The sequence below is a fragment of the Humidesulfovibrio mexicanus genome (assembly GCF_900188225.1).
GTDB classification, from domain to species: Bacteria; Desulfobacterota; Desulfovibrionia; order Desulfovibrionales; family Desulfovibrionaceae; genus Humidesulfovibrio; species Humidesulfovibrio mexicanus.
Genome location: NZ_FZOC01000003.1, coordinates 40,257 through 61,936 on the forward strand (window position 1 = coordinate 40,257; position 21,680 = coordinate 61,936).

Annotated in this window: 23 protein-coding genes; 14 read left to right on the forward strand and 9 right to left on the reverse strand. The window is 64.7% G+C overall.

Annotated features, from left to right (window positions below; translation table 11 throughout):
• Nucleotides 1-13 precede the first annotated feature (13 nt).
• From CHB73_RS06885 to CHB73_RS06905, 5 genes are all read left to right on the forward strand, one after another.
• Entirely contained in the window at nucleotides 14-1,186 is a 1,173-nt protein-coding gene (locus CHB73_RS06885) for a homocysteine biosynthesis protein (protein WP_089273503.1), read from the forward strand.
• A gap of 117 nt (nucleotides 1,187-1,303) precedes the next feature.
• The gene (locus CHB73_RS06890; protein ID WP_179216942.1) at nucleotides 1,304-2,473 is read left to right on the forward strand and encodes an amidohydrolase family protein; all 1,170 of its coding nucleotides are present in this window, start codon (nucleotides 1,304-1,306) and stop codon (nucleotides 2,471-2,473) included.
• 70 nt (nucleotides 2,474-2,543) lie between these two features.
• Complete coding sequence (locus CHB73_RS06895; protein ID WP_089273507.1) at nucleotides 2,544-3,512, forward strand: aspartate carbamoyltransferase catalytic subunit; 969 nt, start codon at nucleotides 2,544-2,546, stop codon at nucleotides 3,510-3,512.
• Nucleotides 3,513-3,522: 10 nt separating this feature from the next.
• On the forward strand, nucleotides 3,523-4,869 hold the full coding sequence (locus tag CHB73_RS06900) for a dihydroorotase (protein WP_407656602.1): 1,347 nt from the start codon (nucleotides 3,523-3,525) through the stop codon (nucleotides 4,867-4,869).
• Between the two features lie 87 nt (nucleotides 4,870-4,956).
• On the forward strand, nucleotides 4,957-6,288 hold the full coding sequence (locus tag CHB73_RS06905; RefSeq protein WP_089273509.1) for an HD domain-containing protein: 1,332 nt from the start codon (nucleotides 4,957-4,959) through the stop codon (nucleotides 6,286-6,288).
• Nucleotides 6,289-6,376: 88 nt separating this feature from the next.
• On the opposite strand, the gene CHB73_RS06910 is transcribed toward CHB73_RS06905, so the two are convergent.
• Nucleotides 6,377-7,606 (reverse strand): glycosyltransferase family 4 protein, encoded by a 1,230-nt coding sequence (locus CHB73_RS06910; RefSeq protein WP_089274189.1) that lies wholly within the window; start codon nucleotides 7,604-7,606, stop codon nucleotides 6,377-6,379.
• 226 nt (nucleotides 7,607-7,832) lie between these two features.
• On the opposite strand from CHB73_RS06910, the gene CHB73_RS06915 reads away from it, so the two are divergent.
• The 8 genes from CHB73_RS06915 (at nucleotide 7,833) to CHB73_RS06950 (ending at nucleotide 13,153) form a co-directional block, all read left to right on the forward strand.
• On the forward strand, nucleotides 7,833-8,414 hold the full coding sequence (locus CHB73_RS06915; protein WP_089274190.1) for a flagellar basal body-associated FliL family protein: 582 nt from the start codon (nucleotides 7,833-7,835) through the stop codon (nucleotides 8,412-8,414).
• A gap of 127 nt (nucleotides 8,415-8,541) precedes the next feature.
• Nucleotides 8,542-9,072 carry a flagellar motor switch protein FliN gene (fliN, locus tag CHB73_RS06920; protein WP_089273511.1) on the forward strand — a complete coding sequence of 177 codons (531 nt, stop codon included), beginning with the start codon at nucleotides 8,542-8,544 and terminating at the stop codon, nucleotides 9,070-9,072.
• Nucleotides 9,065-9,616, forward strand: a complete 552-nt coding sequence (gene fliO / locus CHB73_RS17105; protein WP_089273513.1) for a flagellar biosynthetic protein FliO — start codon at nucleotides 9,065-9,067, stop codon at nucleotides 9,614-9,616. The genes fliN and fliO overlap by 8 nt, the downstream gene beginning before the upstream one ends.
• On the forward strand, nucleotides 9,543-10,370 hold the full coding sequence (gene fliP / locus CHB73_RS06930; RefSeq protein ID WP_407656603.1) for a flagellar type III secretion system pore protein FliP: 828 nt from the start codon (nucleotides 9,543-9,545) through the stop codon (nucleotides 10,368-10,370). The genes fliO and fliP overlap by 74 nt, the downstream gene beginning before the upstream one ends.
• 17 nt (nucleotides 10,371-10,387) lie before the next feature.
• On the forward strand, nucleotides 10,388-10,657 hold the full coding sequence (fliQ, locus tag CHB73_RS06935) for a flagellar biosynthesis protein FliQ (protein WP_089274191.1): 270 nt from the start codon (nucleotides 10,388-10,390) through the stop codon (nucleotides 10,655-10,657).
• Between the two features lie 15 nt (nucleotides 10,658-10,672).
• Nucleotides 10,673-12,349 carry an ArnT family glycosyltransferase gene (locus CHB73_RS06940; protein ID WP_235641541.1) on the forward strand — a complete coding sequence of 559 codons (1,677 nt, stop codon included), beginning with the start codon at nucleotides 10,673-10,675 and terminating at the stop codon, nucleotides 12,347-12,349.
• Nucleotides 12,350-12,468: 119 nt separating this feature from the next.
• A complete protein-coding gene (locus tag CHB73_RS06945) occupies nucleotides 12,469-12,732 on the forward strand; it encodes a helix-turn-helix domain-containing protein (RefSeq protein ID WP_089273519.1) in 264 nt (87 codons plus the stop codon).
• A gap of 22 nt (nucleotides 12,733-12,754) precedes the next feature.
• Entirely contained in the window at nucleotides 12,755-13,153 is a 399-nt protein-coding gene (locus CHB73_RS06950) for a hypothetical protein (protein ID WP_089273521.1), read from the forward strand.
• A 90-nt stretch (nucleotides 13,154-13,243) separates the two neighbouring features.
• Here the strand turns inward: CHB73_RS06950 and CHB73_RS06955 are convergent, their stop codons facing one another.
• From CHB73_RS06955 to CHB73_RS06965, 3 genes are all read right to left on the reverse strand, one after another.
• On the reverse strand, nucleotides 13,244-14,563 hold the full coding sequence (locus CHB73_RS06955) for an ATP-dependent 6-phosphofructokinase (protein ID WP_089273523.1): 1,320 nt from the start codon (nucleotides 14,561-14,563) through the stop codon (nucleotides 13,244-13,246).
• 72 nt (nucleotides 14,564-14,635) lie between these two features.
• Nucleotides 14,636-15,697: a D-glycero-beta-D-manno-heptose-7-phosphate kinase gene (gene rfaE1 / locus CHB73_RS06960; RefSeq protein WP_327438373.1), complete on the reverse strand. Its 1,062-nt coding sequence runs from the start codon at nucleotides 15,695-15,697 to the stop codon at nucleotides 14,636-14,638.
• A 108-nt stretch (nucleotides 15,698-15,805) separates the two neighbouring features.
• Nucleotides 15,806-16,723 carry a ParB/RepB/Spo0J family partition protein gene (locus CHB73_RS06965; RefSeq protein ID WP_089273527.1) on the reverse strand — a complete coding sequence of 306 codons (918 nt, stop codon included), beginning with the start codon at nucleotides 16,721-16,723 and terminating at the stop codon, nucleotides 15,806-15,808.
• 102 nt (nucleotides 16,724-16,825) lie between these two features.
• Between CHB73_RS06965 and CHB73_RS06970 the strand changes: the two genes are divergently transcribed.
• Nucleotides 16,826-17,257, forward strand: a complete 432-nt coding sequence (locus tag CHB73_RS06970; protein WP_089273529.1) for a hypothetical protein — start codon at nucleotides 16,826-16,828, stop codon at nucleotides 17,255-17,257.
• Nucleotides 17,258-17,266: 9 nt separating this feature from the next.
• Here the strand turns inward: CHB73_RS06970 and CHB73_RS06975 are convergent, their stop codons facing one another.
• The 5 genes from CHB73_RS06975 to CHB73_RS06995 all read right to left on the reverse strand — a co-directional run bounded on the left by CHB73_RS06975 (nucleotide 17,267) and on the right by CHB73_RS06995 (nucleotide 21,653).
• Nucleotides 17,267-18,037 carry a ParA family protein gene (locus CHB73_RS06975; RefSeq protein WP_089273531.1) on the reverse strand — a complete coding sequence of 257 codons (771 nt, stop codon included), beginning with the start codon at nucleotides 18,035-18,037 and terminating at the stop codon, nucleotides 17,267-17,269.
• Between the two features lie 144 nt (nucleotides 18,038-18,181).
• Nucleotides 18,182-19,189, reverse strand: coding sequence for an NAD-dependent epimerase (locus CHB73_RS06980; protein WP_089273533.1), 1,008 nt, complete (start codon nucleotides 19,187-19,189; stop codon nucleotides 18,182-18,184).
• 69 nt (nucleotides 19,190-19,258) lie between these two features.
• Nucleotides 19,259-19,639, reverse strand: a complete 381-nt coding sequence (locus tag CHB73_RS06985; RefSeq protein WP_089273535.1) for a hypothetical protein — start codon at nucleotides 19,637-19,639, stop codon at nucleotides 19,259-19,261.
• Nucleotides 19,640-19,875: 236 nt separating this feature from the next.
• The gene (gene coaBC / locus CHB73_RS06990; RefSeq protein WP_089273537.1) at nucleotides 19,876-21,108 is read right to left on the reverse strand and encodes a bifunctional phosphopantothenoylcysteine decarboxylase/phosphopantothenate--cysteine ligase CoaBC; all 1,233 of its coding nucleotides are present in this window, start codon (nucleotides 21,106-21,108) and stop codon (nucleotides 19,876-19,878) included.
• Nucleotides 21,105-21,653: a hypothetical protein gene (locus tag CHB73_RS06995; RefSeq protein ID WP_089273539.1), complete on the reverse strand. Its 549-nt coding sequence runs from the start codon at nucleotides 21,651-21,653 to the stop codon at nucleotides 21,105-21,107. Before CHB73_RS06995 ends, coaBC begins: the two co-directional genes overlap by 4 nt.
• Nucleotides 21,654-21,680: the final 27 nt, after the last annotated feature.

Below are 21,680 nucleotides of genomic sequence, written 5' to 3' on the forward strand. Positions count from 1 at the left end.
GAGCGGAGGAATAATGGCCGGCAAAGCCAGCACAACAAAGACCATCGCCGAGATCAACGAGCGCATCAAGAAGGGCAAGGCCGTGGTGCTTACGGCCGAGGAAATGGTGGAGACCGTTCGGCGTCTGGGCAAGACCAAGGCGGCCAAAGAGGTCGATGTGGTCACCACGGGCACCTTTTCGCCCATGTGCTCCTCGGGTTTGCTGTTCAATTTCGGCCAGGAGCCGCCGCTTATGCGGGCCAGCCAGGTGTGGCTGAACAACGTGCCCTGCCATGGCGGCCTGGCCGCAGTGGACGCCTACCTTGGCGCCACCGAGACCAGCGCCGATGATCCCCTGAACAAGGTGTATCCCGGCCGCTTCGCCTATGGCGGCGGCCATGTCATCGAGGACTTGCTGCGCGGCAAGCCCGTGCGCCTGCGCGCCAGAAGCTACGTCACCGACTGCTACCCCAGGAAGGAGCTGGAAAAGGACGTCACCCTGGCGAGTCTGCCTTTTGCGCAGCTCTTGAATCCCCGCAACTGCTATCAGAATTATAACTGCGCCGTGAATATGAGTGGGCGCACCATCTATACATATATGGGCCCGCTCAAGCCCGGCTGCCGGAACGCCAACTACGCCACAGCGGGCCAGCTTTCGCCCCTGTTCAACGATCCCTACCTGCGCACCATCGGCCTGGGCACGCGAATCTTCATGGGCGGCGGCATCGGCTACGTCATCGGCGCGGGCACCCAGCACAATCCCAAGCCGCCCAGGAACGAGCGCGGTCTGCCGCTCACCGCCGCGGGCACCCTCATGCTCAAGGGCGACCTGAAGCAGATGAACCCGCGCTACGTGCGCGGCCTGTCCCTGGTGGGCTACGGCTGCTCCCTCAACATGGGCGTGGGTATTCCCATTCCCATCCTGGACGAGGACATGGCCTGGTTCACCGGGGTCTCCGACGCCGACATCCAGATGCCCATCAAGGACTACGGCTTCGACTACCCCAACGGCGTGAACCGCGTCATGGGCCACGCCACCTTTGAGGAACTCAAGAGCGGCAGCATCATCGTCAACGAGCGCACGGCCCAGACCGTTCCGGTCACCAGCTACTGCATGTCGCTGGAGATAGCCGAGGAATTGAAGAAATGGATCCAGGAGGGGAAGTTTTTCCTCTCCGAGCCGCAGGACAAGATACCGTCCATGTGATACACGGGGAGGCCGCAAGCCTCCCTTTTTTTGGGCGGCGCGCGCCACGGGTTGCGCAAGACAACCATTGCGCCGCCCGGAAACGCCCGCACACCCCCAGGGATGAGGAACATCGCCATGCCAGAACTGCTCCGCGCCGCGCGCCTGCTGCCCCAATGCCTGGAACTGCCGCCCGTGGTGGACGACGGCGCGGTGGTGGTGGAGGGCCAGGACATTCTTGCGGCGGGGCCTTTTGCGCAGCTTTCGCGCGAGCACGCCGGGCCCGTGCGCGACCTTGGCGACGTAACCCTCGCCCCGGCCACCTTCAACAGCCATGTGCACCTGGAGATGACGCACCTGCTGGGCAAGACCAGCTCCGGCCAGGGCTTCGTGCCCTGGGTGCAAAGCCTGCTGGCCCAGCCGCTGTACGATCTGGACGCGAGCGCCGTGCGCACGGAGCTTATGCGCATGGAGCAGAAGGGCGTGGCCTTCCTGGCGGACATCAGCACCCACAATGCCGCCCGCGTGGGCGACATCCTGTCCGCTTCCGGTTTTGGCTTCGTCTCGTTTGCGGAGGCCATAGGCGCGGCCGTGCCCGGCGATGCGGCGGCGCTTCTGCCCCGCGTGGGCGCGGTGGAGGACTGCGGCCGCGGCGCCATGTCCGTGGCCGGGCACGCCCTGTACAGCACAAGCGGCCCGCTGCTCCAGGCCGCCAAGGGCCTGTGCCGGGAACGCGGCCTGCCCTTCTCCCTGCACCTGGCCGAGCACGCCGACGAGGACCAGATCCTGCTCACGGGCGAGAACGCCTTTCTGGACCTGCTCAAGGCGCGCGGCGTGCTTTCCGGCTACGACGCCCCCGGCGCGCGGCCCGTGCCCCTGGCGCGGGAGCTTGGCCTCATGGATGCGGACACCCTGCTGGTGCACTGCGTCACTGTGGACGGGCAGGACATAGCGGACATCGCGCACAGCGGGGCAACCGTGTGCCTGTGCCCGCGCAGCAACGAACACATCGGCGTTGGACGCGCTCCGGCGCGCGCCCTGCTGGACGCCGGGGTCAACGTGTGCCTGGGCACAGACGGCCTCTGCTCCAACGCCGACCTGGATCCCTACGGCGAAATGGCCTGGCTCATGGAGCGCGATTCCGGTCTGGACCTGCCGGACGCAATGGCGCTCATAACCGTCAACCCCGCCCTGTTTTTCGGGCGGACCATCGCCCAGGCCGCGCGCCTGGGCAGCCTGGCCCCCGGTCGGCTGGCGCGCTTCTCCATAGTGCCCGCCGCCATTCTGGACATCTGGATCCACCGGTAACGACCCGCCCCAGGCCGTTTGCGGCAAGGGGTCACGCCCGGCTTCAGGCCGGGGGAGGAAGGAGCCCCATATGCAATGGAAACACAAGGACCTGCTGGACGTCTCCCAGCTCTCCGAAGGCGAGGTGCGCCACATCCTGGCCACGGCGGCCTATTTTCGGGAGATCAACAGCCGCCCGGTGAAGAAGGTGCCCACCCTCAAGGGCCGCAGCGTGGTGCTGTTCTTCGCCGAGCCCAGCACCCGCACCAAGACCAGTTTCGACATGGCGGGCAAGCGTCTTTCCGCCGACACCTTCGCCCTGGCCAAGAGCGGCTCCAGCCTGGTCAAGGGCGAAACCCTCAAGGACACGGCGCTCACCCTGCAGGCCATGAATCCGGACGGCATCGTCATTCGCCACAGCTCCAGCGGCGCAGCGCAGTTTTTGGCCGAACGCCTGGACTGCAGCGTCATCAACGCGGGCGACGGTCGCCACGCCCACCCCACCCAGGCCCTGCTGGACGCGTTGACCCTTTCCCGGCGCTGGAAGGGCGACTTCGCGGGCAAGACCGTGCTCATCCTGGGCGACATCGCCCACAGCCGCGTGGCGCGCTCCAACGTTCTGCTGCTGACCCTGCTTGGCGCGCGGGTGCGCCTGTGCGGTCCGCGCACCCTGCTCCCGCCCCGGCTCGACGCCTGGCCCGTGGAGGTGTTCAGCGACCTTTCCGCCGCCTGCAAGGGGGCCGACGCCATCATGTGCCTTAGGCTGCAGTTGGAGCGCCAGCAGGCGGGGCTTTTGCCCGGCCTGCGCGAATACGCCCGCACCTTCGGCCTGTCGGAGCGGCACATGGCCGCGGCCGCGCCCGGCTGCTGCGTGCTGCACCCCGGACCCATCAATCGCGGGGTGGAGATCGGCTCCGCCCTGGCGGACAGCGCCGAGAGCCTGATTCTGGAGCAGGTGGAGAACGGCGTGGCCGTGCGCATGGCCCTGCTCTTCCTGTACCTGACACGCAAGAGCCCGGACGCGGCCCAGGTGGCGGCGCAGTCCGGTATGCCCGAATAGGAGGCGCGCCATGTCCGAGAACATGAAGAAGATCGATCTGGCCGTGCGCGGCGCGCTGTGGCTGGGCCCGGTAAAGGCCCAGGGCAAGGCCGGCAAGCCCAGGAAGGGCGGCCAGCTGGTGGATGTGTTTGTGGCCAAGGGCAAAGTTGTGGCCCTGGTTCCGGCGGGCAGCCTGGATCTGCGCGCGGCCAAGGAGATTGACGCGCTGGGCCGCGTGCTGCTGCCAAGCCTCACCGATGCGCACGTGCACCTGCGCGAGCCCGGTCAGGAATACAAGGAGGACATAGCCTCCGGCCTTTGCGCCGCGGCCCATGGCGGCTTCGGCAACATCATGTGCATGGCCAACACCAGCCCGGTGAACGATTCGGCCAGCATCACCGAATTCATGCTGGAGCAGGCCCGGAAAAGCTGGCCCCATGGGCCGCGCCTCTTTCCCATCGGCGCGCTCACCAAGGGCCTCAAGGGCCAGGAACTCGCCCCCATGGCCGAGCTGAAGGACGCGGGCTGCGCCGCCTTTTCCAACGACGGTCGGCCTGTGGAGAGCACGGAGCTGTTTCGCCGCGCCATGGAATACGCCAGCGACCTGGGCCGCGTGGTCATCGACCACTGCGAGGATCCGTACCTGGCCCCGGCGGCGGGCATGAACGAGGGCGAGACCTCCAGCCGCCTGGGGTTGCCCGCCCAGCCCGATGTGGCCGAGGCCGTGCAGGTGGCCCGCGACGTGCTTTTGGCCGAATACCTGGGCGTGCCCGTGCACCTGGCGCACATCTCCTGCGAACGAAGCGTGGCCCTCATCCGCTTCGCGAAGGCGCGCGGGGTGGATGTGACCGCCGAGACCTGCCCCCACTACCTGATCCTTACGGAAACCGAGGCCGAGGGCTTCAGCGCCCTGGCCAAGGTAAGCCCGCCCCTGCGCACCAGGGCGGACGTGGACGCCCTAATTGAGGCCCTGGCCGACGGCGCCGTGGACATGCTGGCCACGGACCACGCCCCCCACGCGGCCCACGAGAAGGAAGTGGAGTTCGACCAGGCCCCCTGCGGCATTTCCGGCCTGGATACGGCCCTTGCCACCACCTGGGAGCTGGTGCGCGCGGGACGGCTGCCCTACGACGCCTTCATCCGCGCCTGGACAACGGCCCCCTGCGCACGCTTCGGCCTGCCCGTGAATGCCTTCAACCCCGGCGACCCGGCGGACTTCCTGCTCTTTGACCAGGACGCGGAGTGGGTTGTGGGACCGGACACCATGAAGAGCCGCAGCGCGAACACCCCGCTTCTGGGCAGGCGGCTGCGGGGCCGCGTGGCGGCCCATTTCCTTGCGGGCAAAATGGTGGTAGGGGGTCTTACGGCGGGCGCGTAGCGCCACGCCCCTGAAACCACGACATAAACGCCCCGGCCCGCGCCGGGGGAGCCGCCCCAGGGGGGGTCGGCCAGGAGCGGAGGAAGAATGCCCCAGCCTTTCAAGGATGCTGTCGGCCTGTGCAAGACCATCATGCGCAACGGCTACGACGCCTACGTCATCAACGCCCGGCTTCAAAAGTCCGTGCTGGCCAAGGGTCCGGCCGAGCTGGCCATGGACATCAGCACCGAGCTGGACTTCGAGGGCCTGAAGCGCCTGTTTCCCAATGTCGAGACCTGCAACGAGACCGGTGTCACGGGGCTCATCCGGCAGGGCGCGGCCACCTTCTATTTCCACCCCGCCTCGGTGGATGATGGCGGCCACCCCGAGGAGTGCGTGGCGCGCCTCACCCCGCGCCTGCTCAAGATATTGCAGGAGCGCGGCGAGATTCCGCTCTCCGCGGCCTGTCCCTACCTGCCCTCGCCGCAGGAACAGGACCACGGCCTGAGCTTCGAGGGCGGCGAAGTGCGCATCTCCGGCTTTCCGGACCAGGCCCTTAAAAAGGACCACCTGCTCGCCGTGCGCGTGCTGCGCTTTGCGGCCAACTACCACCTGCCCATCGAGCCCAACAGTTGGATGGCCATCATCCGGGGCGCGCGCCGCGTGCTGGACTACTGCCCGGCCTCGGACATCATGGACGAGTGGCGCAAGGTGGAGGCCGAGAACATGCACGCCTTCGTGCAGTTGCTCTTCGAGTCCCAGATCCTGCACGGCTTCATTCCCGAAATCGCGGCCCTGGCCCGCGTGAAGCAGATCAAGAATCCCGAGGCCGGGGAAGAGACCGTGCTCGCGCACACCATCGACGTGATGCGCTATTACCCGGAGGTGCTGCCCTACGACTGGTACGGCACCCTGGCCTGCATGTTCCATGATGTGGGCAAGCTGTACACGGCGGAGTATTCGGACGGGCAGTGGAGCTTTTTGCAGCACCACCGCGTGGGCGCCAAGGTTACCCGAAAAATATTGAACCGGCTGCACTTCCCGCCGGAAGACATCGACCTCATCTGCACCCTTGTGCGCGACCACATGCGCCCGCACTTCATGCTTACGGACAAGGGCATCCGCCGCCTCATGGCCATCGACGAGTATCCCCGCATCCTGGAGATGGTCCGCGCGGACATCAAGGCCCGGGACGGCTCCTACCGCGAGTTCAACCACAACCTCAAGATGCTGGAGCGCGGCGACACGCCGGAGGAGGAGCTCGAACCCTTCCTCAACGGCCGCGACATCATGCAGGCCACAGGGCTCAAGCCCGGTCCGGGCGTGGGCATCATCCGCGATGCGCTCTTGAAGGCGCAGATAGCCGGGGACGTGACCAGCGTGGAGGACGCCAAGGCCTTTGTGGTGCGCTACGCCAGGGAGGAACGCCTGGCCAACTAGCCGGGCTTTTTTTCGTCCAGACGTTTTCGGGCGGCCGCGTGTCCTGCGCGGCCGCCTTTTTTTTGCAGATGTTGGAGTCTGTTGTGGTTCAGGGCTTCGGCGACGTTGTGGGCGGCTGGGAAGCGCCGAGCAGCGCCATGTATCCGGCAAGCCCGCGTTCCACGCCATAGCCGTTACGGATGGCGCGTCGGGCGGCCGTGCGCAGGGGGGCGAGTTCCCCGGGCCTCTCCAGGGCTTCGCTGACCCGTTCCACCAGGCCTTGCTGATCGAAGAAGTCGAAGAGCAGGGCGTTGTCCCCGTGGCGCATCACTTCGGCCACCGGTGGCGTGTTCGAGGCCACCAGCAGGCAGCCGCAGCTCATGGCCTCCAGGGCCGACCAGGACAGCACGAAGGGGTAGGTGAGGTACACATGCGCGGCGGACACGCGCAACAGCGCGCGATATGCCGCATAGGGCAGCTGGCCCGTGAAGACTACGCGCGTCATGTCCAGCCGGTCGCCCACCTCGGACAGGAGCTTTTCGCGCCAGTTGGCCGCGCCTTCGGGCTTCCTGCCGTAGCTCACGTTGTCGCCGCCCACGACGACGGTCAGCGCCTGCGGATTTCTCCGCTGGATTTCCGGCAGGGCGCGCAGGAACACGTGGAAGCCGCGATACGGCTCCAGGTGCCTGGCCACGTACGTCACCACAGGGTCGCCGACCTTCAGCACGCGGCCGTCGCGCAGGGTCAGCCGGGCGGCGGGCTCCGGCGACATGGCCGCCGTGTCTATGCCCTCGTGCACCACGCTGATTTTGTCGTGGTAGCGGGCAGGGTGCAGCGATTTCTGCCAGTGTGTGGGCGAAACCCCCGCATCGCAGCGCTCCAGGTTCATCAGGTGCAGCAGATTGCGCGAAGTGAGCGTGGCCAGCGTGTCCAGGCCCACCGCCGCACCCGGCTCAAAGCCCACGTCCGCCCCCTGCGCCCGATAATAGAACTCGAACAGCGACACCAGGCGCGCCTGCGGCAGGGCGTCCTTGACGTACAGCGCCTCGCCCCAGCCGGGATGCGCCAGCACCACATCCGGCCGATATCCCTGTTTCGCCAGCTGCACGAGCCCCTTGGCCACGGCTTCGCCCCGTATGGCCGCGGCGGTGACGGTGTTCAGGTACCTGTGCCCGGCCTTGGGCTCTTTTCGGATTTCGTAGCGTGTCATGGGGATGCCCGGCAGGCCGGGCGCATGGCGCTCCCCCATGGCCCGCACCCGGTGGCCGATGGCGGCCAGCCTGCCGGCCAGGCGCCGGAACTGGCCGGGGAAGTTCTGGTGCAGCATGAGGATGTCCATGTCCGGCTTCGTATACCGCGCCTTGTTTTGTGGCAACAGATCGGGGCGTTCCCCCTGATGCGCCTTTTGATGTTTCTCTTGTCGTTTCTCTTGGCGCGGCCTCTTGGCCTTGCGTTTGGGGCGCTCCAATGGCTATACCTTTCGCGTATGCGGCCGATATGCGTAATGCGACCAAGGCCAACCAGGCCGGAGCGATCCGGCCGCATCGAACAAGGCGGTGATATTCGTGGCGAAGAAGGCAGAAAAGGCTCCGACGGAAGAAGTCGCTCTTGACGACGATGCCCCGAAGAAATCCAAGAAGAAGCTGATCCTCATCATTCTGAGCGTGGTGCTGCTTGGCGTCCTGGGCGCTGGCGGCTTTTTCGGCTACAAGTGGTGGATGGGCAGGCCCGCCGCCCAGGCGGACAACGCCACCGAGCAGAAGACCGAGGACGGGCACGACGCCAAAGCCGCAGAGGGCGGCGAGGGCGGCGCCAAGGAGGAAGGCGCGGCAGGCGGCCATTCCGGCGGCGAGCTGGTGAGCATTCCGCCCCTGCTGGTGAACCTGGCGGAGCCGCAAGGCCGCCGCTACCTCAAGCTTGCGCTGGATATCGAGGTGAAGGACAAGCTGGCTGCGGACGAGTTGAACAAGAACATGTCCAAGGTCAAGGACTCCCTGCTGTTGCTGCTTTCCAGCAAAACCTACGACGATCTTTCCACCCTTGAGAGCAAGATCCTGCTCAAGAAGGAGATCGTGGAGCGGTTGACGCTGGTCATGGGCGAGCAGAAGGTCTTGCGGGTCTACATCACCGAAATCGTCATCCAGTAGCCTTTTGCCAGCGCGCGCAGTTCTGGCCGGTTGCGTCTGCACGGGATTTGCAGTACGTGCCGGAGTGAACCGCGCCCTTGCGTCACCGGGCGCGCGGGACGAACAATCAGCGTGAAGCGAGGTCAGCATGGCGGACGACAAGGACCAGGACAAGCTCGCCGAGGAGTGGGCCAACGCGCTGCTTGAGCAGGAACCCCCGGCCGAAGGCGCGGCGGACGCCGAGCCCAAGAGCTCCGACGAGGCGCTGGCCGACGAATGGGCAAAGGCCCTCGCCACGCAGGAGGCCGACGAAGTCCAGAAGGACAAGGAGCAGACCTTCCTGCGGACCCAGACCCATGAGCCGCAGTTTCCGGACATGACCGCCGAGCACAAGGCCCAGCGTCAGAATCCCGGCACCAAGCGCGACCTGGACTTCATCCTCGACATCCCCCTTGAGGTTTCCGCCGAGCTTGGGCGCACGCGCCTGCTCATCAACGAGCTGCTACAGCTGGGCCAGGGCTCGGTGGTGGAGCTGAACAAGCTGGCCGGCGAGCCCATGGAGATATTCGTCAACGGCAAGCTGGTGGCGCGTGGCGAGGCTGTGGTCATCAACGAGAAATTCGGCATCCGGCTGACGGACATCATCAGCCCCATAGAGAGGGTGAAGCAGCTTGCCTGATCAGCTGTTTTTTGACATCGTGAAGATGGTTGTGGCGCTCGCGTGCATCGTGGGCCTCATCTACGGTGTTGTGTACGTGCTCAAGCGTCTGCTCCCGGGCGCGGGGGCCGCAGGCGGCGAGCGGCTGGGCATACAGGTGCTCACGCAGCTCAATGTCGGGTCCAGGCAGCGCATCGCGGTCATTCGCGTCCAGGACAGGACCCTTGTGGTGGGTGTTACCGAAGGCTCCATCAACACCCTTGCCGAGTTGACCCCGCCCGACGCCGCGGCCAAGAAGGAAGCCGATGATCCCAAAATCTTTTCTGAGCTGCTCTCCTGGCCAAAGGACGGCGCTGGACGCGGCGCGCAGCAGCCTGGAGCTGCGTCCGCCCCTGTCCGGGCCGGCGAGTCAGATGCGGACGCCTTGCGTTTTGACGGGATTTTTGACGAGCATCCGCGCACGGCTACCGCAGGCCGCGACCAGCGGAAGCGTGACAGCGCGGGCGAACCTGACCAAGACGACGGGCCGCCCCTCTTCCCCCCTGGGAAACGCCCTTTGCGCTAGCCTTCCTGTTCTGCTTGCGTTTCTTTTTCTTGCGCTGGCGCCAGCCATTGCCCAGGCCGCTGCACCGTCAGGCCCAAACGCGCCTTCCCTGACCATGAGCCTTTCCGCCGGACAGAGCGAGCCTGAAAAGGTCTCCGTGGCCCTGGAGCTCATGTTCCTGTTCACGGTGCTCGCGGTCGCCCCCAGCATCGTGCTCACCATGACCTCGTACACGCGCATCATCATCGTGTTCCATTTTTTGCGCCAGGCCATGGGAACCCCGCAGATGCCTCCCGCGCAGATCATGGCCTCCCTTGCCCTGTTCATGTCCATCATCATCATGGGGCCGGTGATCAAAAGCGTCAACGAGGAGGCCCTCCAGCCGTACATGGAGGAAAAGATCGGCTTCAAGGAGGCGCTGGACCGCGCCCAGGTGCCCATACGCGCATACCTCTTCAAGCACACGCGCGAGAAGGACCTTTCCATCTTTTATTCCATCTCCAAGGAAGACAGGCCCCTGAACAAGGAGCAGGTGTCCACCATCATGCTGGTGGCCGCCTACACCATCAGCGAGCTCAAAACCGGCTTCTCCATCGGGTTTCTCATCTATATTCCGTTTTTGATCCTGGACATGGTGGTGGCGAGCATCCTGCTCTCCATGGGCATGATGATGCTGCCGCCCGCCACGGTGGCCCTGCCGTTCAAAATCCTGCTGTTCATCCTTGTTGACGGCTGGAGCCTGCTCATCGGCTCGCTGGTCAACTCCTTTGTCTGACGGGGCGCGCCATGGCCATCACACCGGAATTCGTCGTGGGGTTCGCCCGCGAAGCCATGGAGCTGACCCTGGTCATCTGCCTGCCCATGATGGGCGTTGGGCTCGCCGTGGGCATCATCGTGAGCATTTTTCAGGCCGCCACGCAGATTCAGGACTCCACGCTCTCGCTGGTGCCCAAGCTTATCGCCATGTTTGTGGCGCTCATACTCGCCTTTCCCTGGATTATGGACAAGATGATCACCTACACCACAAACCTGTTCCTGAACTTGCCGACCTACATCCGCTGACGATCCGCGCCCGCCTTGCCAAAGTCACCCCCGCGCGCTAGACAGACCCTGCGCAACCCGCGCCAGGATTCCATGATGCAGTGCTCCACCCCCGCAGAACGCCTTTACGACAGCCTCCGCAATGCCCCCGGCCGCTGGATGCTGCTGCTTGTCGCTGTTCCGTTTCTTCTCCGCCTCTGGTTCGTCGGCACCGTCCAGCTGGGCCTTGTGCAGGATGAGGCCCAGTACTGGGACTGGACCCGCCAGTTGCAGCTGACCTATTATTCCAAGGGTCCGCTCATCGCCTGGATCATCAAGGCCTGCACCAGCGTTCTCGGCGACACCGAGCTCGGCGTGCGCATGGGCTCCCTTTTGGGCATGGCGGCCTTCCCCATGCTGGTGTGGTGGCTGGTGGGGCGGGTGTGGCGCCAGCCGGCCATGGCTGTGCTGGCCGTTTTCGTCATCACGGTTTCGCCGTTGTTCCAGGCCTTGGGCATCCTCATGACCACGGACAATCCCTTCGTGCTCTGCTGGATGCTGTCCATGCTGGCCCTGTATGCGGCGTCCTCCCCGGACGATGCGGGCAAGGACCGCGGGCTGTGGCCCTTTGCGCTTTTGGCTTTGGCCTATGGGGTGGGTATTCTCGCCAAATACACCATGCTCGGCCTGGCCGGGCTCGCCGTTGTCCATGGTTTGCTGCTCCAGCGCCGCAACGCCTTGCCGCCGCGCTACTGGCCCCGCCTTTTCCTGGCGCTGGCCTTGGGCGCGTGCCTCGGCTTTTTGCCCACCCTTATCTGGAACATGCAGAACGGCTTTGTCGGCTACAAGCATGTGCTCCACCTTATTGGCGTGTCCGGGCAGGGGGCAAAGACCTTGTTCCGGCTTTCCCGCGTGCCGGAATATGCGGGCGCGCAGTTCGGGTTTGCCCTGCCCTGGTGGTTCTGGCTCATGCTGGTCGCGGGGTGGCGCGCCGGGCGCATCGCCTGGCGAGGCGTCACCGCTTCCGGACAGGGCGGCCTCGATTTCCGGCAGTCGACCTTGCTGGCCGTGTTTTTCTGGCCCATGACGCTGTTTTTTCTGGCCTGGAGCTTCCACACCAAGGTTCTTGCCAACTGGAATACGGTGAGCTTCGTCGCGGGTGCGCTTTTGTGCGCAGCGGAGCTTGACCGGCTGCTGCGCAGCGGCCTTTCCGCGCGCGGCTGGTTCTGGCTCAAGGCAGGTGCTTACGCCAGCGTCGGCTTGATGCTGTTTCTCCACCTGCATCAGCTTTTGCCCATTCCTCCGGGTTTGAACCCGGCCCATCGGCTCAAGGGCTGGGAGGATCTGGGCCGACACATGCGCTCCGTGGCCGACACCCGCTTCGCGGATCCGCAGCGTGTGTTTTTCATGAGCGATGTGTATGACATCACGGCGGAGCTGGCCTTTTATGTGCCCGGACAGCCGCGCGCGTACTGCCTGTGGTGGGACGGGCGGCGCATGAACCAGTACGATCTTTGGGGCGGGCCCAAGGACAAGGAAGGGTGGGACGCCATCCTCGTGCTGCGTGGCGATTCTCCCGGCGTTCCGCCCGTGGCCACGGAAATGTTCGCCGCAGTGGCCGGGCCGTATCGATATGTTGCGTCCTATCGCGGCCAACCCGTGCGGCCGTTCTATTATTACCTCTGCATGGGCTACAAAGGCTTCTGGCCTCGCCGGGACACGGGAGCCTATTAGCCCGCTTTTCTGCCCGTAAACGCCATCCTGGCGAGCTGATTTTTCGACACCGATGTGCATGGATGACATCCGTTGACATTCTTTGACAACGGGTGCATACACATGTACATCAGTGTCCCATGATAGACACTGAAGGTCCCGCGCCGGATGGGGGAGGGTGTCTCCCCAGGCTGCTCACCATACGGGAAGTCGCCGACATCCTTCGCGTCCACAACCGGACTGCCTACAGGCTGGTCAAGGACGGCAGCATAGCCGCAATCCGGGTGGGAACGCAGTGGCGGGTGCCGGAATCGGCCCTGCATGAGTATGTGGCCAGCGGCTGGCGGCACTGGCGGCCGGAACCTGCCCGCAACAAGCCAAGGCAGTGCAAGTTGCCCCTTTGATGTCCACGACCCAGGAGAACGCATGAACCGCACGCCCCAGAACATGTCTCAGCACAACGTTCCTCGCGCCGTCAGCCTGCCCAACGATTTTGGCGCTCCTGTCGGCATTACCGGGATCCTTGTGGCCGAGGACATCCATTTCAGCACAGGAACCGGGCTGTTGACGGTGGAGAAGCTGTACCGCAGCGAGGAAGGCTCGGTCGCCTATGGCGTCATAGCCGCCTCCGGCGAGAGCCGCGAGCGTCGAGCCTATCTGCTGGATGAGCGCGACGGGCATGTCCACGCCGATTGCTGTGGGCGCGCCCTGGAGCTTCCCCTGGACGACATGTACGAGCTGTTGGCCATGGCCCTGCAGGCCGAGGATGCCGCCAGCACCCTGGACGAGCACATGCTGCTGCGTCCCGCGGTGAACGAAGACTAGTCTTTCAGCCCACCTCCAAGAAAACGAAGACGCCCGGCAAAACCGGGCGTCTTTTTTTGCGTGCGCGGCAGGCCTGCGGCAAACGGCTTGTCAGCCCTGCTGTGGCATCTCTTCCTGGCCGGTGGATTCGAGCACGGCGCGCCAGTAGTCGGACGCGGTGTTGAGCTTCTTGCGCTTCATGGTCACCAGTTCCAGGGGCACATGCACGAAGCGCGATTGCAGGCGGCTTACCACCATTCCGGTTCTGCCGGACATGGCCGCGTGCACGGCGTTTTGCCCCAGGAATCCGCAGTACACGCGATCATTGGCGTTGGCGGGCACAGAGCGGATGATGTAGCTCGGGTCGATGAATTTGATGGTGGCTTCCATGGCGCGAGCCTTGAAATGCTCCTTGATGCGCGCGATGAGCAGGGAGCTGATGTCGCAGAGCACCGGGTTGCCCGAGGCGTCTGTGCGGCCGCTGGCTTCGCAGAGGTGCTGGCCTGCGCCTTCGGCCACCACGATGACCGCGTGGTGGCGCGTCGAGAGCCGGTGTTCCAACTGGTCCAGCAGCCCGCCAGGCCCATCCAGGGCAAAGGGGCTTTCCGGAACAAGGACGAAGTTCACTTCCTTGAGGGCGAGCGTGGCCTGGGCTGCGATGAAGCCGGATTCGCGCCCCATGAGCTTGACCACGCCGATGCCGTTGAAGGCGCCGACCGCCTCCACATGGGCGCAGGCGATGGCCTCTGTGGCCTTTTCCACCGCCGTGTCAAAGCCGAAGCTGCGTCCCACGAAGTTGATGTCGTTGTCGATGGTCTTGGGGATGCCGATGACGCTGATGCGCGATTTCCTGGCCTGGATTTCCCGGACGATGTTGGCGGCGGCCTTCATGGTGCCGTCTCCGCCGATCATGAACAGCACGTTGACGTTCATGCGCTCCAGGGCGTCCACGATCTCGTCCGGGGCCTGCGGACCGCGTGAGGAGCCCAGCTCGGTTCCTCCGAACACATGGAAGTTGCTTACGTTCTTAGGCGTAAGCTCAATGATGTCGTGGCCGTACTTCGGGATGAAGCCTTGCAGTCCATAGCGGATGCCGATGACCGAGGCCACGTTGTAGTTGTGGTGCGCGTCCATGACGATGGCGCGGATGACGTCGTTGATGCCGGGGCACAAGCCGCCGCAGGTGACGATGGCGCACTTGACCTTGGAGGAGTCGAAGTACATGGCGCCGCGCGGTCCGGCCTTTTCGAACTTGAAGGGCACGCCCGGCCCGGCGGAAACGTCGGCCTCCTCCTCGGTCAGCCGCAGTTCCAGGGTCTCGTCCTGGCCCACGTAGCGGCCATAGCGCAGGGGAGAGGGGATCTTGGCCGCGCCAAGGGTCTGGATGCTTGTCTCCAACCCTGGAGTTTTTGCGGATGGGGCCTTGGCCATAGGGCGACCTCCATTTCGTTGCAGTTTGTCGAAGTTGCGGCCCCTGGTCCGATGGGGCGCACTCCCATGCAGCTACCCTAAAGAACGCGCTCCGTAAACCGCCCTGGCAGCGAAAGCGGTCTCGTCCATTCCGGGCAGCGTCGCCATCGGCTGTGCCGGGCGCGATTGCACGGCCTGTCGCAGCCCGTCCACGGTGGGCGTGGCCGCGCCCACCTGGCCCACCACGATGCCCGCGGCATGGTTGGCCAGCACGGCCGCGTCCACAAGGGGGGCTCCGGCCGCGAGGGCGAGGGCCAACGTGGCGATCACCGTGTCCCCCGCGCCGGTAACATCGAAGACCGTGCGGGCGAAGGTGGGAATGTGTCGCGCCGAATTCCGGGACTCGAACAGGGCCATGCCCTGGGGGCCAAGGGTGATGAGCAGGTGCTGGCAATCCAGCCGCCGGAACAGGGCCTGACCCACCGTGGCCGGGCCAAGTGGCCAGGAGCAGGGCATGGCCGCTCCCTCGCCCGCTTCCTTGGCGTTGGGGGTCAGAATGTCTACGCCCTGGTAGAGGTCGTAGTTCTGCGGCTTGGGATCCACAAGGATCCGCGGACGCCTGCCATGAGCGCCCTTGAGCGAGCGCAGCGCGTCCATGAGCGGAGCGGTGACAACCCCTTTGCCATAGTCGGAAACGATAATGATGTCGATGTCTTGACTGTGCTCACGCAGGATCTCCAGCAGCTCTCCAACCACGCTCTCCGTGAGCGGATCGGCGTCTTCCCTGTCCACCCTGACGATCTGCTGATTGTTGGCGATGATCCGCGTCTTTCGTGTTGTGCGGCGGCGATCCGCGTGGACAAGCCGGGTTTCGACGGCGCTTTCGCGCAGCAGGGCGTTCAGGCTTTCCCCATCCCGATCGGTGCCGATCACGCCCGCGAGCAGGGCCTGACCACCCATGGCGTTGATGTTGAGCGCCACGTTTCCGGCGCCGCCCAGCACATATTCTTCGCGGATCACCTCAACCACGGGCACCGGGGCCTCTGGCGATATGCGCGACACCTGCCCGAAGGTGTAGTGATCGAGCATCAAATCGCCGATTATCATCACGCGTTTGCCCTGCATCTGGTCCAGCAGTGCATTCATGTCGGTCATGATCATATGCCTTTTACGCAACGGTTATGATGGTGGACGTTCATCCATATTTCCTGGCGCGACAAGCTGTTCTGCCTGATGATGATCTGGTGATTGCCGCGATCACCCTTAAGGCAGGCCAAGGAGCGTGGTGATGCGCTTCAGGTCGGCCTGGGTCTGGTAGTGCAGGGAGAGCACGCCCCGGTCCGGGCCTCCGGAAATCTTGACCGTGCCGCCGAGCACATCGGCCAGTTGGCTTTGCAGGTCGGCCAGGGTCGGGTCTTGGGGCTTCACGCTGCGCTGCCCGCGGGGGGCCTTGCCGCGCGGCTTCTCGGTCCCGTAGAGCTCCTCGGGTTCGGCAAGCCTGCCGTTTTCCTTGTAGAAGCTGGCCTCGGCCTCGGCCTGGCGGACAGAGAGGTTGAAGCCCTTGATGCGGCGGTACACCTCATGCGCTGCTTCCGGATCAACGGACATGATGGCCCGGCCATGCCCGGCCGTGAGCACCCCGGTCTGGATGTCGCCCTGAATATCCTCCGGCAGGTTGAGCAGGCGGAGCGAGTTGGCAAGGGCCGAGCGGCTTTTGCCGACCTGCCGCGCCAGTTCCTCCTGGCTCAGGCCGAAGTCCTTGAGCAACTGCTGGAAGCCTTTGGCCTCTTCAATGGCGTTGAGGTCGGCGCGCTGCAGATTTTCGATGAGCGCGATGGCCAGCGTTTCAAGGTCGGTGAGCACGCGCACCAGCGCGGGGATCTCCGTAAGGCCAGCCATCTTCGAGGCGCGCAGGCGGCGTTCGCCGGCGACCAGCTCATATGGAATGCTTTCCCCGGTCACCGGTCGGACCAGCACCGGTTGGAGCACCCCCTGGGCCTTGATGGAATTGCAGAGATCCTCAAGCGCCTCGGGGTCGAACTCCTTGCGGGGCTGGTGCGGGTTCGGCCTGATGGAGGCGATTGGCAGATGCTTCACCTCGGCCGAATTGACCGATTCCGGCTTGATGCTTCCGAGCAAGGCGTCAAGACCTCGCCCCAACCCACGTTGACCTATGGCCATGGACATCCTCCAGATGCGCGCGCGGCGCCGTGGCCAGACTGGGCTTGCCAGTATGACCGGCGGACACTATAAGGGCTTAACCCGATCAGCGAGGTGCCGCGCATGAGTATACAGTTCGACTCGTTTCAGGAGCTTTACGACGCCGAGGGCCAACCCCTGGGCGCCTTTCTCGGACCCGAGGCCTGGGCCCTTGTGCGGGAAGCCGTGCTTGCCCGCTACGCGCAGCCAGCGCTGCCTCCCGAGGCTTCCGAGCCCCTCCAGGACTGGCGCGACCTTGTCCAGTTCTGGGACTTTAAATACCCTGTGGACCACGATGTGGCCTGCGAGGTTTGCGGCAACAGCACAAGCGCCTGGGAGCTGGACGAGCCCCGCAAGTTCGTGCTCACCGCCGCCAACCTGGGCGGCCTTGTGGCCTTCCGCTGCCTTGGCTGCGGGGCCAAGATACTCAAGCGGCATTTCAAGGACAGCATCAAGGTCGAAACCCGCCCCTTCATCGAGGAGAAGTCTCCCCGGAACCTTGGGCGCGGCAAGTAGCCCGCAACGCTACTCCCGAACCTTGCTCCGCACCACTTCCTGCGCCAGGGCCATGTACGCCTCCGCCCCGCTGGAGCGGATGTCGTAGGTGATCACCGGTTTGCCGAAGCTGGGCGCTTCGGAAAGCCGCACGTTGCGTGGAATGATCACCTCGAACAGGTGCTGGGGCAGGGCTTTGCGCACCTCGTGCTTTACCTGCCAGGACAGCTTGTTCCGCTGGTCGTACATGGTGAGCACCACGCCCAGCACTTTCAACTCCGGGTTCAGGCGCTTCTTGACCAGCTCGTAGGTCATGAGCAGCTGGGAGAGCCCCTCCAGGGCATAATACTCGCACTGCAGCGGCACCAGCAGTTCGCGCGCCGCGCACAGCGCGTTCACGGTCAAGATCCCCAGCGAAGGGGGGCAGTCGATGATGATGAAGTCGTACTCGTCCTCCACCGGGCTCAGCAGGTCGCGCACGTAGTATTCGCGGCCAAGCTTGTCCGCCAGCTCTATCTCCGCGCCGACCAGGTCCTGCGTTCCCGGCAGGAGCGAAAGATAGGGGATGGCCGTGGTGACGATGGACTTGCGGACGTTTTCCGGATCGAACAGCGCCGTATAGATGTTGGCGCGGTCGTCGCCGGGGTAGAACCCCAGCCCGCTGGACGCATTGCCCTGGGGGTCGCAGTCCACCAGGAGCACGCGCTTTTCCATGACGGCAAGCGATGCGCCGAGGTTGACCGCAGTGGTCGTCTTGCCGACACCGCCCTTCTGGTTTGCAACAACAATTCTGCGTGCCACGGGTCCTCCTGGAAAAGCGGGGGATGGGACGTTTCACGTGAAACACTCGCCCGGTGCCGGGTGTTTCACGTGAAACAGGTCACTGAAAGGCAGGATACGGTGCGGGCGAGGCAAAATCAAGGGGCGCAGTGCGCTCGAGATGCGTTAGACCTTGAAATACTCCCTGTACCAGTCCACGAAGCGGGCAATGCCTGTCTCAATGCTGGTGGCGGGCTTGAACCCGACGTCGCGGACCAGGTCATCCACATTGGCTTCCGTTGCGGGAACGTCGCCCATTTGCATGGGTAAAAGTTCCCTGATGGCCTTCTTGCCCAGGCACTCTTCCAGGACCTCGATGTAGCGGGAAAGCTCAACAACGTTGTTGTTGCCGATGTTGTAGAGCCGGTATGGGCCGGGGCTGGTGGCCGGGTCGGGCTTGGCGCCTGACCATTGGGGATTGGGCTCCGCCGTGTGCATGGTCACGCGCACCACGCCTTCGATGATGTCGTCGATGTAGGTGAAGTCCCGGCGCATTTTGCCGTAGTTGAACACCTTGATGGGCTCGCCGGCCAGAATGGCCTTTGTGAACAGGAACAGTGCCATGTCCGGTCGGCCCCAGGGCCCGTACACGGTGAAGAAACGGAGCCCGGTGGTCGGCAGGCCGTACAGGTGGCTGTACGTGTGGGCCATGAGCTCATTGGACTTCTTTGTGGCGGCGTACAGGCTCATGGGGTGGTCCACGTTGTCGTGGACGCTGAGCGGCATGGTGGTGTTCAGCCCGTAGACGGAGCTGGACGAGGCGTAGGCCAGGTGCTCCACTTTGTTGTGGCGGCACCCTTCCAGGATGTTCAGAAACCCGACCACGTTGGAGTCGATGTAGGCGCGCGGGTTTTCGATGCTGTAGCGCACCCCGGCCTGAGCGGCCAGGTTCACCACGTGAGTGAAGCCGTGCTGTGCAAAAAGCTTGGCTACGCCGTCGTTGTCCGCCAAATCCATGCGGACGAACGTGAATTTGGGATCCGGCTTGATCAGTTCCAGGCGGGAGAGCTTGACCTCAACGGAATAGTAGTCGTTCAGATTGTCCAGGCCTACGACCTCGTGCCCCATGGACAGCAGGCGTCGGGACAGGTGAAAGCCGATGAAACCAGCGGCTCCGGTGACAAGTACCTTCATGCGGATGTTCCTTGGTTATGGTTCTGCGCGGTGCGGCGTGTGTATCCGCCCGCGTCGGCGATTGCAAGATCAGGCGAGGCGCAGGGCCTTGGCGCGCGCCAAGGCGATATGCAGCTCGTGAGGCAAAAGCGGGAGCAGGGCGCTTGGATCCGGCAGTTCCAGCAGTTGAACGCGTTTCGCCTCCTCTGGGAACAGGGTGCGCACGCGATCGGCTGGGCCAGGGCCGAAACACAGCACATGGCGAATGCCGAAATGCTCCACCCCTTGGGCAAAGATGTCCGAGGCGAAGCGTGCGCCAGGCTCTGCCCCGCTGGGAAAGCTGATTGGCCAAAACAGCGCCGTGCCAGCGGGCCAGCCGATGTACGCCAACATGGTCTGGAACAGCCTTCGCCGTGCGGGATCTGCCGCGCCGCTCACATCGTCGGCCAGGGCCGCGTACGTGATGATCACGCGGGGGGCGGTGCGGACACGTCCGGCGAGGGTCTTCCACGGTTCCGGCCAGATGGGAGCCTGCGCAAACGGAGCGTGTTCGGTCGTGGCGGCCGGGACGGTCGGGGGGGCGCCAGCATGGCGGTCCTCGGGCTGCGCCGATGGTTGCAGCGGGGCAGACGTCTCGCGCAGGCCACCCGGCACGAGCAAATGCGTCAGCCCGGCATCGGCCCAGGGGCGCAACTGCTCAGGCAGGTCTACAAATGTTGCAAGTGATCCCATATGCGCCAGGCCACTTCTGTTTTGGGAAGTTCGGGCCAATGCTCCACGCGGCCGTTCCTGTCCAAAACCAGCACGGCATTGGTGGGCGCGTCGAAGCCGCTGCCCGGAACGTTCACCTTGTTGGCCACCACGAGGTCCAGCCGCTTTTCCGTCAGCTTGAGGCTCGCCTGTGGCAAAAGGTCGCCTGTTTCTGCGGCAAAGCCGATGAGCGTCTGATGATCGCGCTTGTTCTGGCCAAGGCTGCGCAGGATGTCCGGGTTGGCCTCCAGCTCCATCACCGGGGGGCCGTCCAAGTCGCGCTTTTTGAGCTTGTTGCCAATGCCGCAGGGGGGAGGGACGGGGCGGAAGTCGCAGACCGCCGCGGCGCAGCAGGCCATGTCCGCCTCCGGCCAGAAGTCGTTGGCCGCAGCAAACATTTCGCGCGCGCCGACGACCCGCGTGACGCGTATGGAGGGCGGAAACACAAAGGAACAGGGCCCGGCGACCACATGGACCTGGGCGCCGCGCATCCAGGCGGCCACGGCCAGGCTGGCGCCCATAAGCCCGCTTGACGGGTTGGAAAGATAGCGGATCGCGTCCCAGTATTCGCGCGTGGGGCCAAGGGTGATGAGCACGCGCTTGCCGGCCATGTCCTGTGGCGACAGCGCGCGCAGCGCTTCAGCGAACACCTGCTCCACCGGGGCCATGCGACCCGCGCCGGTATCGCCGCAGGCGACCGAACCGCTGGCCGGGCCGACGCCTATGGCCCCGCGGTCCAGCAGTGTGCGCCAGTTGGCCTGGGTCGCGGGCGCAGCCCACATGGCCGGGTTCATGGCCGGAGCCAAGATCAGCGGGCCGTTGAAGGCCAGCGCCTGGGTGGAAAGCATGTCGTCCGCGATGCCGTTGGCGATTTTGGCCAGGGTGTTGGCCGTGGCCGGGGCGATGACCAACGCCTTTGCGCAGCGGCCGGGGGCGAGGTGTCCGAAGGGATCACGGTCGGGTTCGGCGTGGAACATGTCGGTGTAGACCAGATCGGCCCCTAGGGCGCGGAAGCTTTCCGCCCCGATGAACCGCTGCGCGCTCTGGGTCAGGGTCACGCCTACGCCAAGGTCCGCGGAGGTGAGCAGCCGGAGCAGGTCGAGGCTCTTGTACGCGGCCACGCTGCCTGTGACGCCAAGGTGGACCCTGGCGCCCAGGAAGCAGGGAAAGCGGAGATGGTCAGTGGTCAATTGCTGATGTCCTTTTCGGAAAAGCTGCTCTTTGAGGGGGCGCTTGGGCCGGGAACGCCGCGCGGGTTGCCCGACTTGGCGGAGGTGGAGGCGGAGCCGCTTTTGTATTCAAGGGCAAAAATGGTGGCCTTGGCCTTGAACCCGTCCACGAGCTCGATGATGGCCGCCTTGTTGGTCTTTTCGAAGATCAGGATGCTCTTCTTTGAGCGCACCGCGGACACTTTGCGCCAGCCGTCCTTGATCATGTTGTTCTGGAAGAAGTTCATGAGGTCGTCGAACACGACGCGGCCTTCAAAATTCTGGATGCCGGCCTTGAACTGCTGGGTGTCGAAGGAGAAATCGTCGCCCGCCACGTGTTCCATGGCGTTGGGGACGAGGATGTCGTCAAAAAGATAGTAGTAGTTCGGGGTCTCGTAGGTCTCGGCCTGCGCGCCGCCAGCTGCCGGGCCGGATTCCGTGGTAGCGCGGGCGTTCATGCCGGAGCAGGCCACCAGGCTGGCAGCCAGCGCCACGCCGAGCAGGATGTTCAAGGGTGCGTTCTTCATGGCTGGTTCCTCGGGTGTTGTGAAGTG

What these genes read in the sequence shown, in the direction of transcription:
- CHB73_RS06885 (WP_089273503.1), top strand. Translation starts at nt 14, where the DNA reads ATGGCCGGCAAAGCCAGCACAACAAAGACCATCGCCGAGATCAACGAG.
- CHB73_RS06890 (WP_179216942.1), top strand. Translation starts at nt 1,304, where the DNA reads ATGCCAGAACTGCTCCGCGCCGCGCGCCTGCTGCCCCAATGCCTGGAA.
- CHB73_RS06895 (WP_089273507.1), top strand. Translation starts at nt 2,544, where the DNA reads ATGCAATGGAAACACAAGGACCTGCTGGACGTCTCCCAGCTCTCCGAA.
- CHB73_RS06900 (WP_407656602.1), top strand. Translation starts at nt 3,523, where the DNA reads ATGTCCGAGAACATGAAGAAGATCGATCTGGCCGTGCGCGGCGCGCTG.
- CHB73_RS06905 (WP_089273509.1), top strand. Translation starts at nt 4,957, where the DNA reads ATGCCCCAGCCTTTCAAGGATGCTGTCGGCCTGTGCAAGACCATCATG.
- CHB73_RS06910 (WP_089274189.1), bottom strand. Translation starts at nt 7,606, where the DNA reads ATGGACATCCTCATGCTGCACCAGAACTTCCCCGGCCAGTTCCGGCGC.
- fliN (WP_089273511.1), top strand. Translation starts at nt 8,542, where the DNA reads ATGGCGGACGACAAGGACCAGGACAAGCTCGCCGAGGAGTGGGCCAAC.
- CHB73_RS06945 (WP_089273519.1), top strand. Translation starts at nt 12,469, where the DNA reads ATGATAGACACTGAAGGTCCCGCGCCGGATGGGGGAGGGTGTCTCCCC.
- CHB73_RS06950 (WP_089273521.1), top strand. Translation starts at nt 12,755, where the DNA reads ATGAACCGCACGCCCCAGAACATGTCTCAGCACAACGTTCCTCGCGCC.
- CHB73_RS06955 (WP_089273523.1), bottom strand. Translation starts at nt 14,563, where the DNA reads ATGGCCAAGGCCCCATCCGCAAAAACTCCAGGGTTGGAGACAAGCATC.
- rfaE1 (WP_327438373.1), bottom strand. Translation starts at nt 15,697, where the DNA reads ATGACCGACATGAATGCACTGCTGGACCAGATGCAGGGCAAACGCGTG.
- CHB73_RS06965 (WP_089273527.1), bottom strand. Translation starts at nt 16,723, where the DNA reads ATGGCCATAGGTCAACGTGGGTTGGGGCGAGGTCTTGACGCCTTGCTC.
- CHB73_RS06970 (WP_089273529.1), top strand. Translation starts at nt 16,826, where the DNA reads ATGAGTATACAGTTCGACTCGTTTCAGGAGCTTTACGACGCCGAGGGC.
- CHB73_RS06980 (WP_089273533.1), bottom strand. Translation starts at nt 19,189, where the DNA reads ATGAAGGTACTTGTCACCGGAGCCGCTGGTTTCATCGGCTTTCACCTG.
- CHB73_RS06995 (WP_089273539.1), bottom strand. Translation starts at nt 21,653, where the DNA reads ATGAAGAACGCACCCTTGAACATCCTGCTCGGCGTGGCGCTGGCTGCC.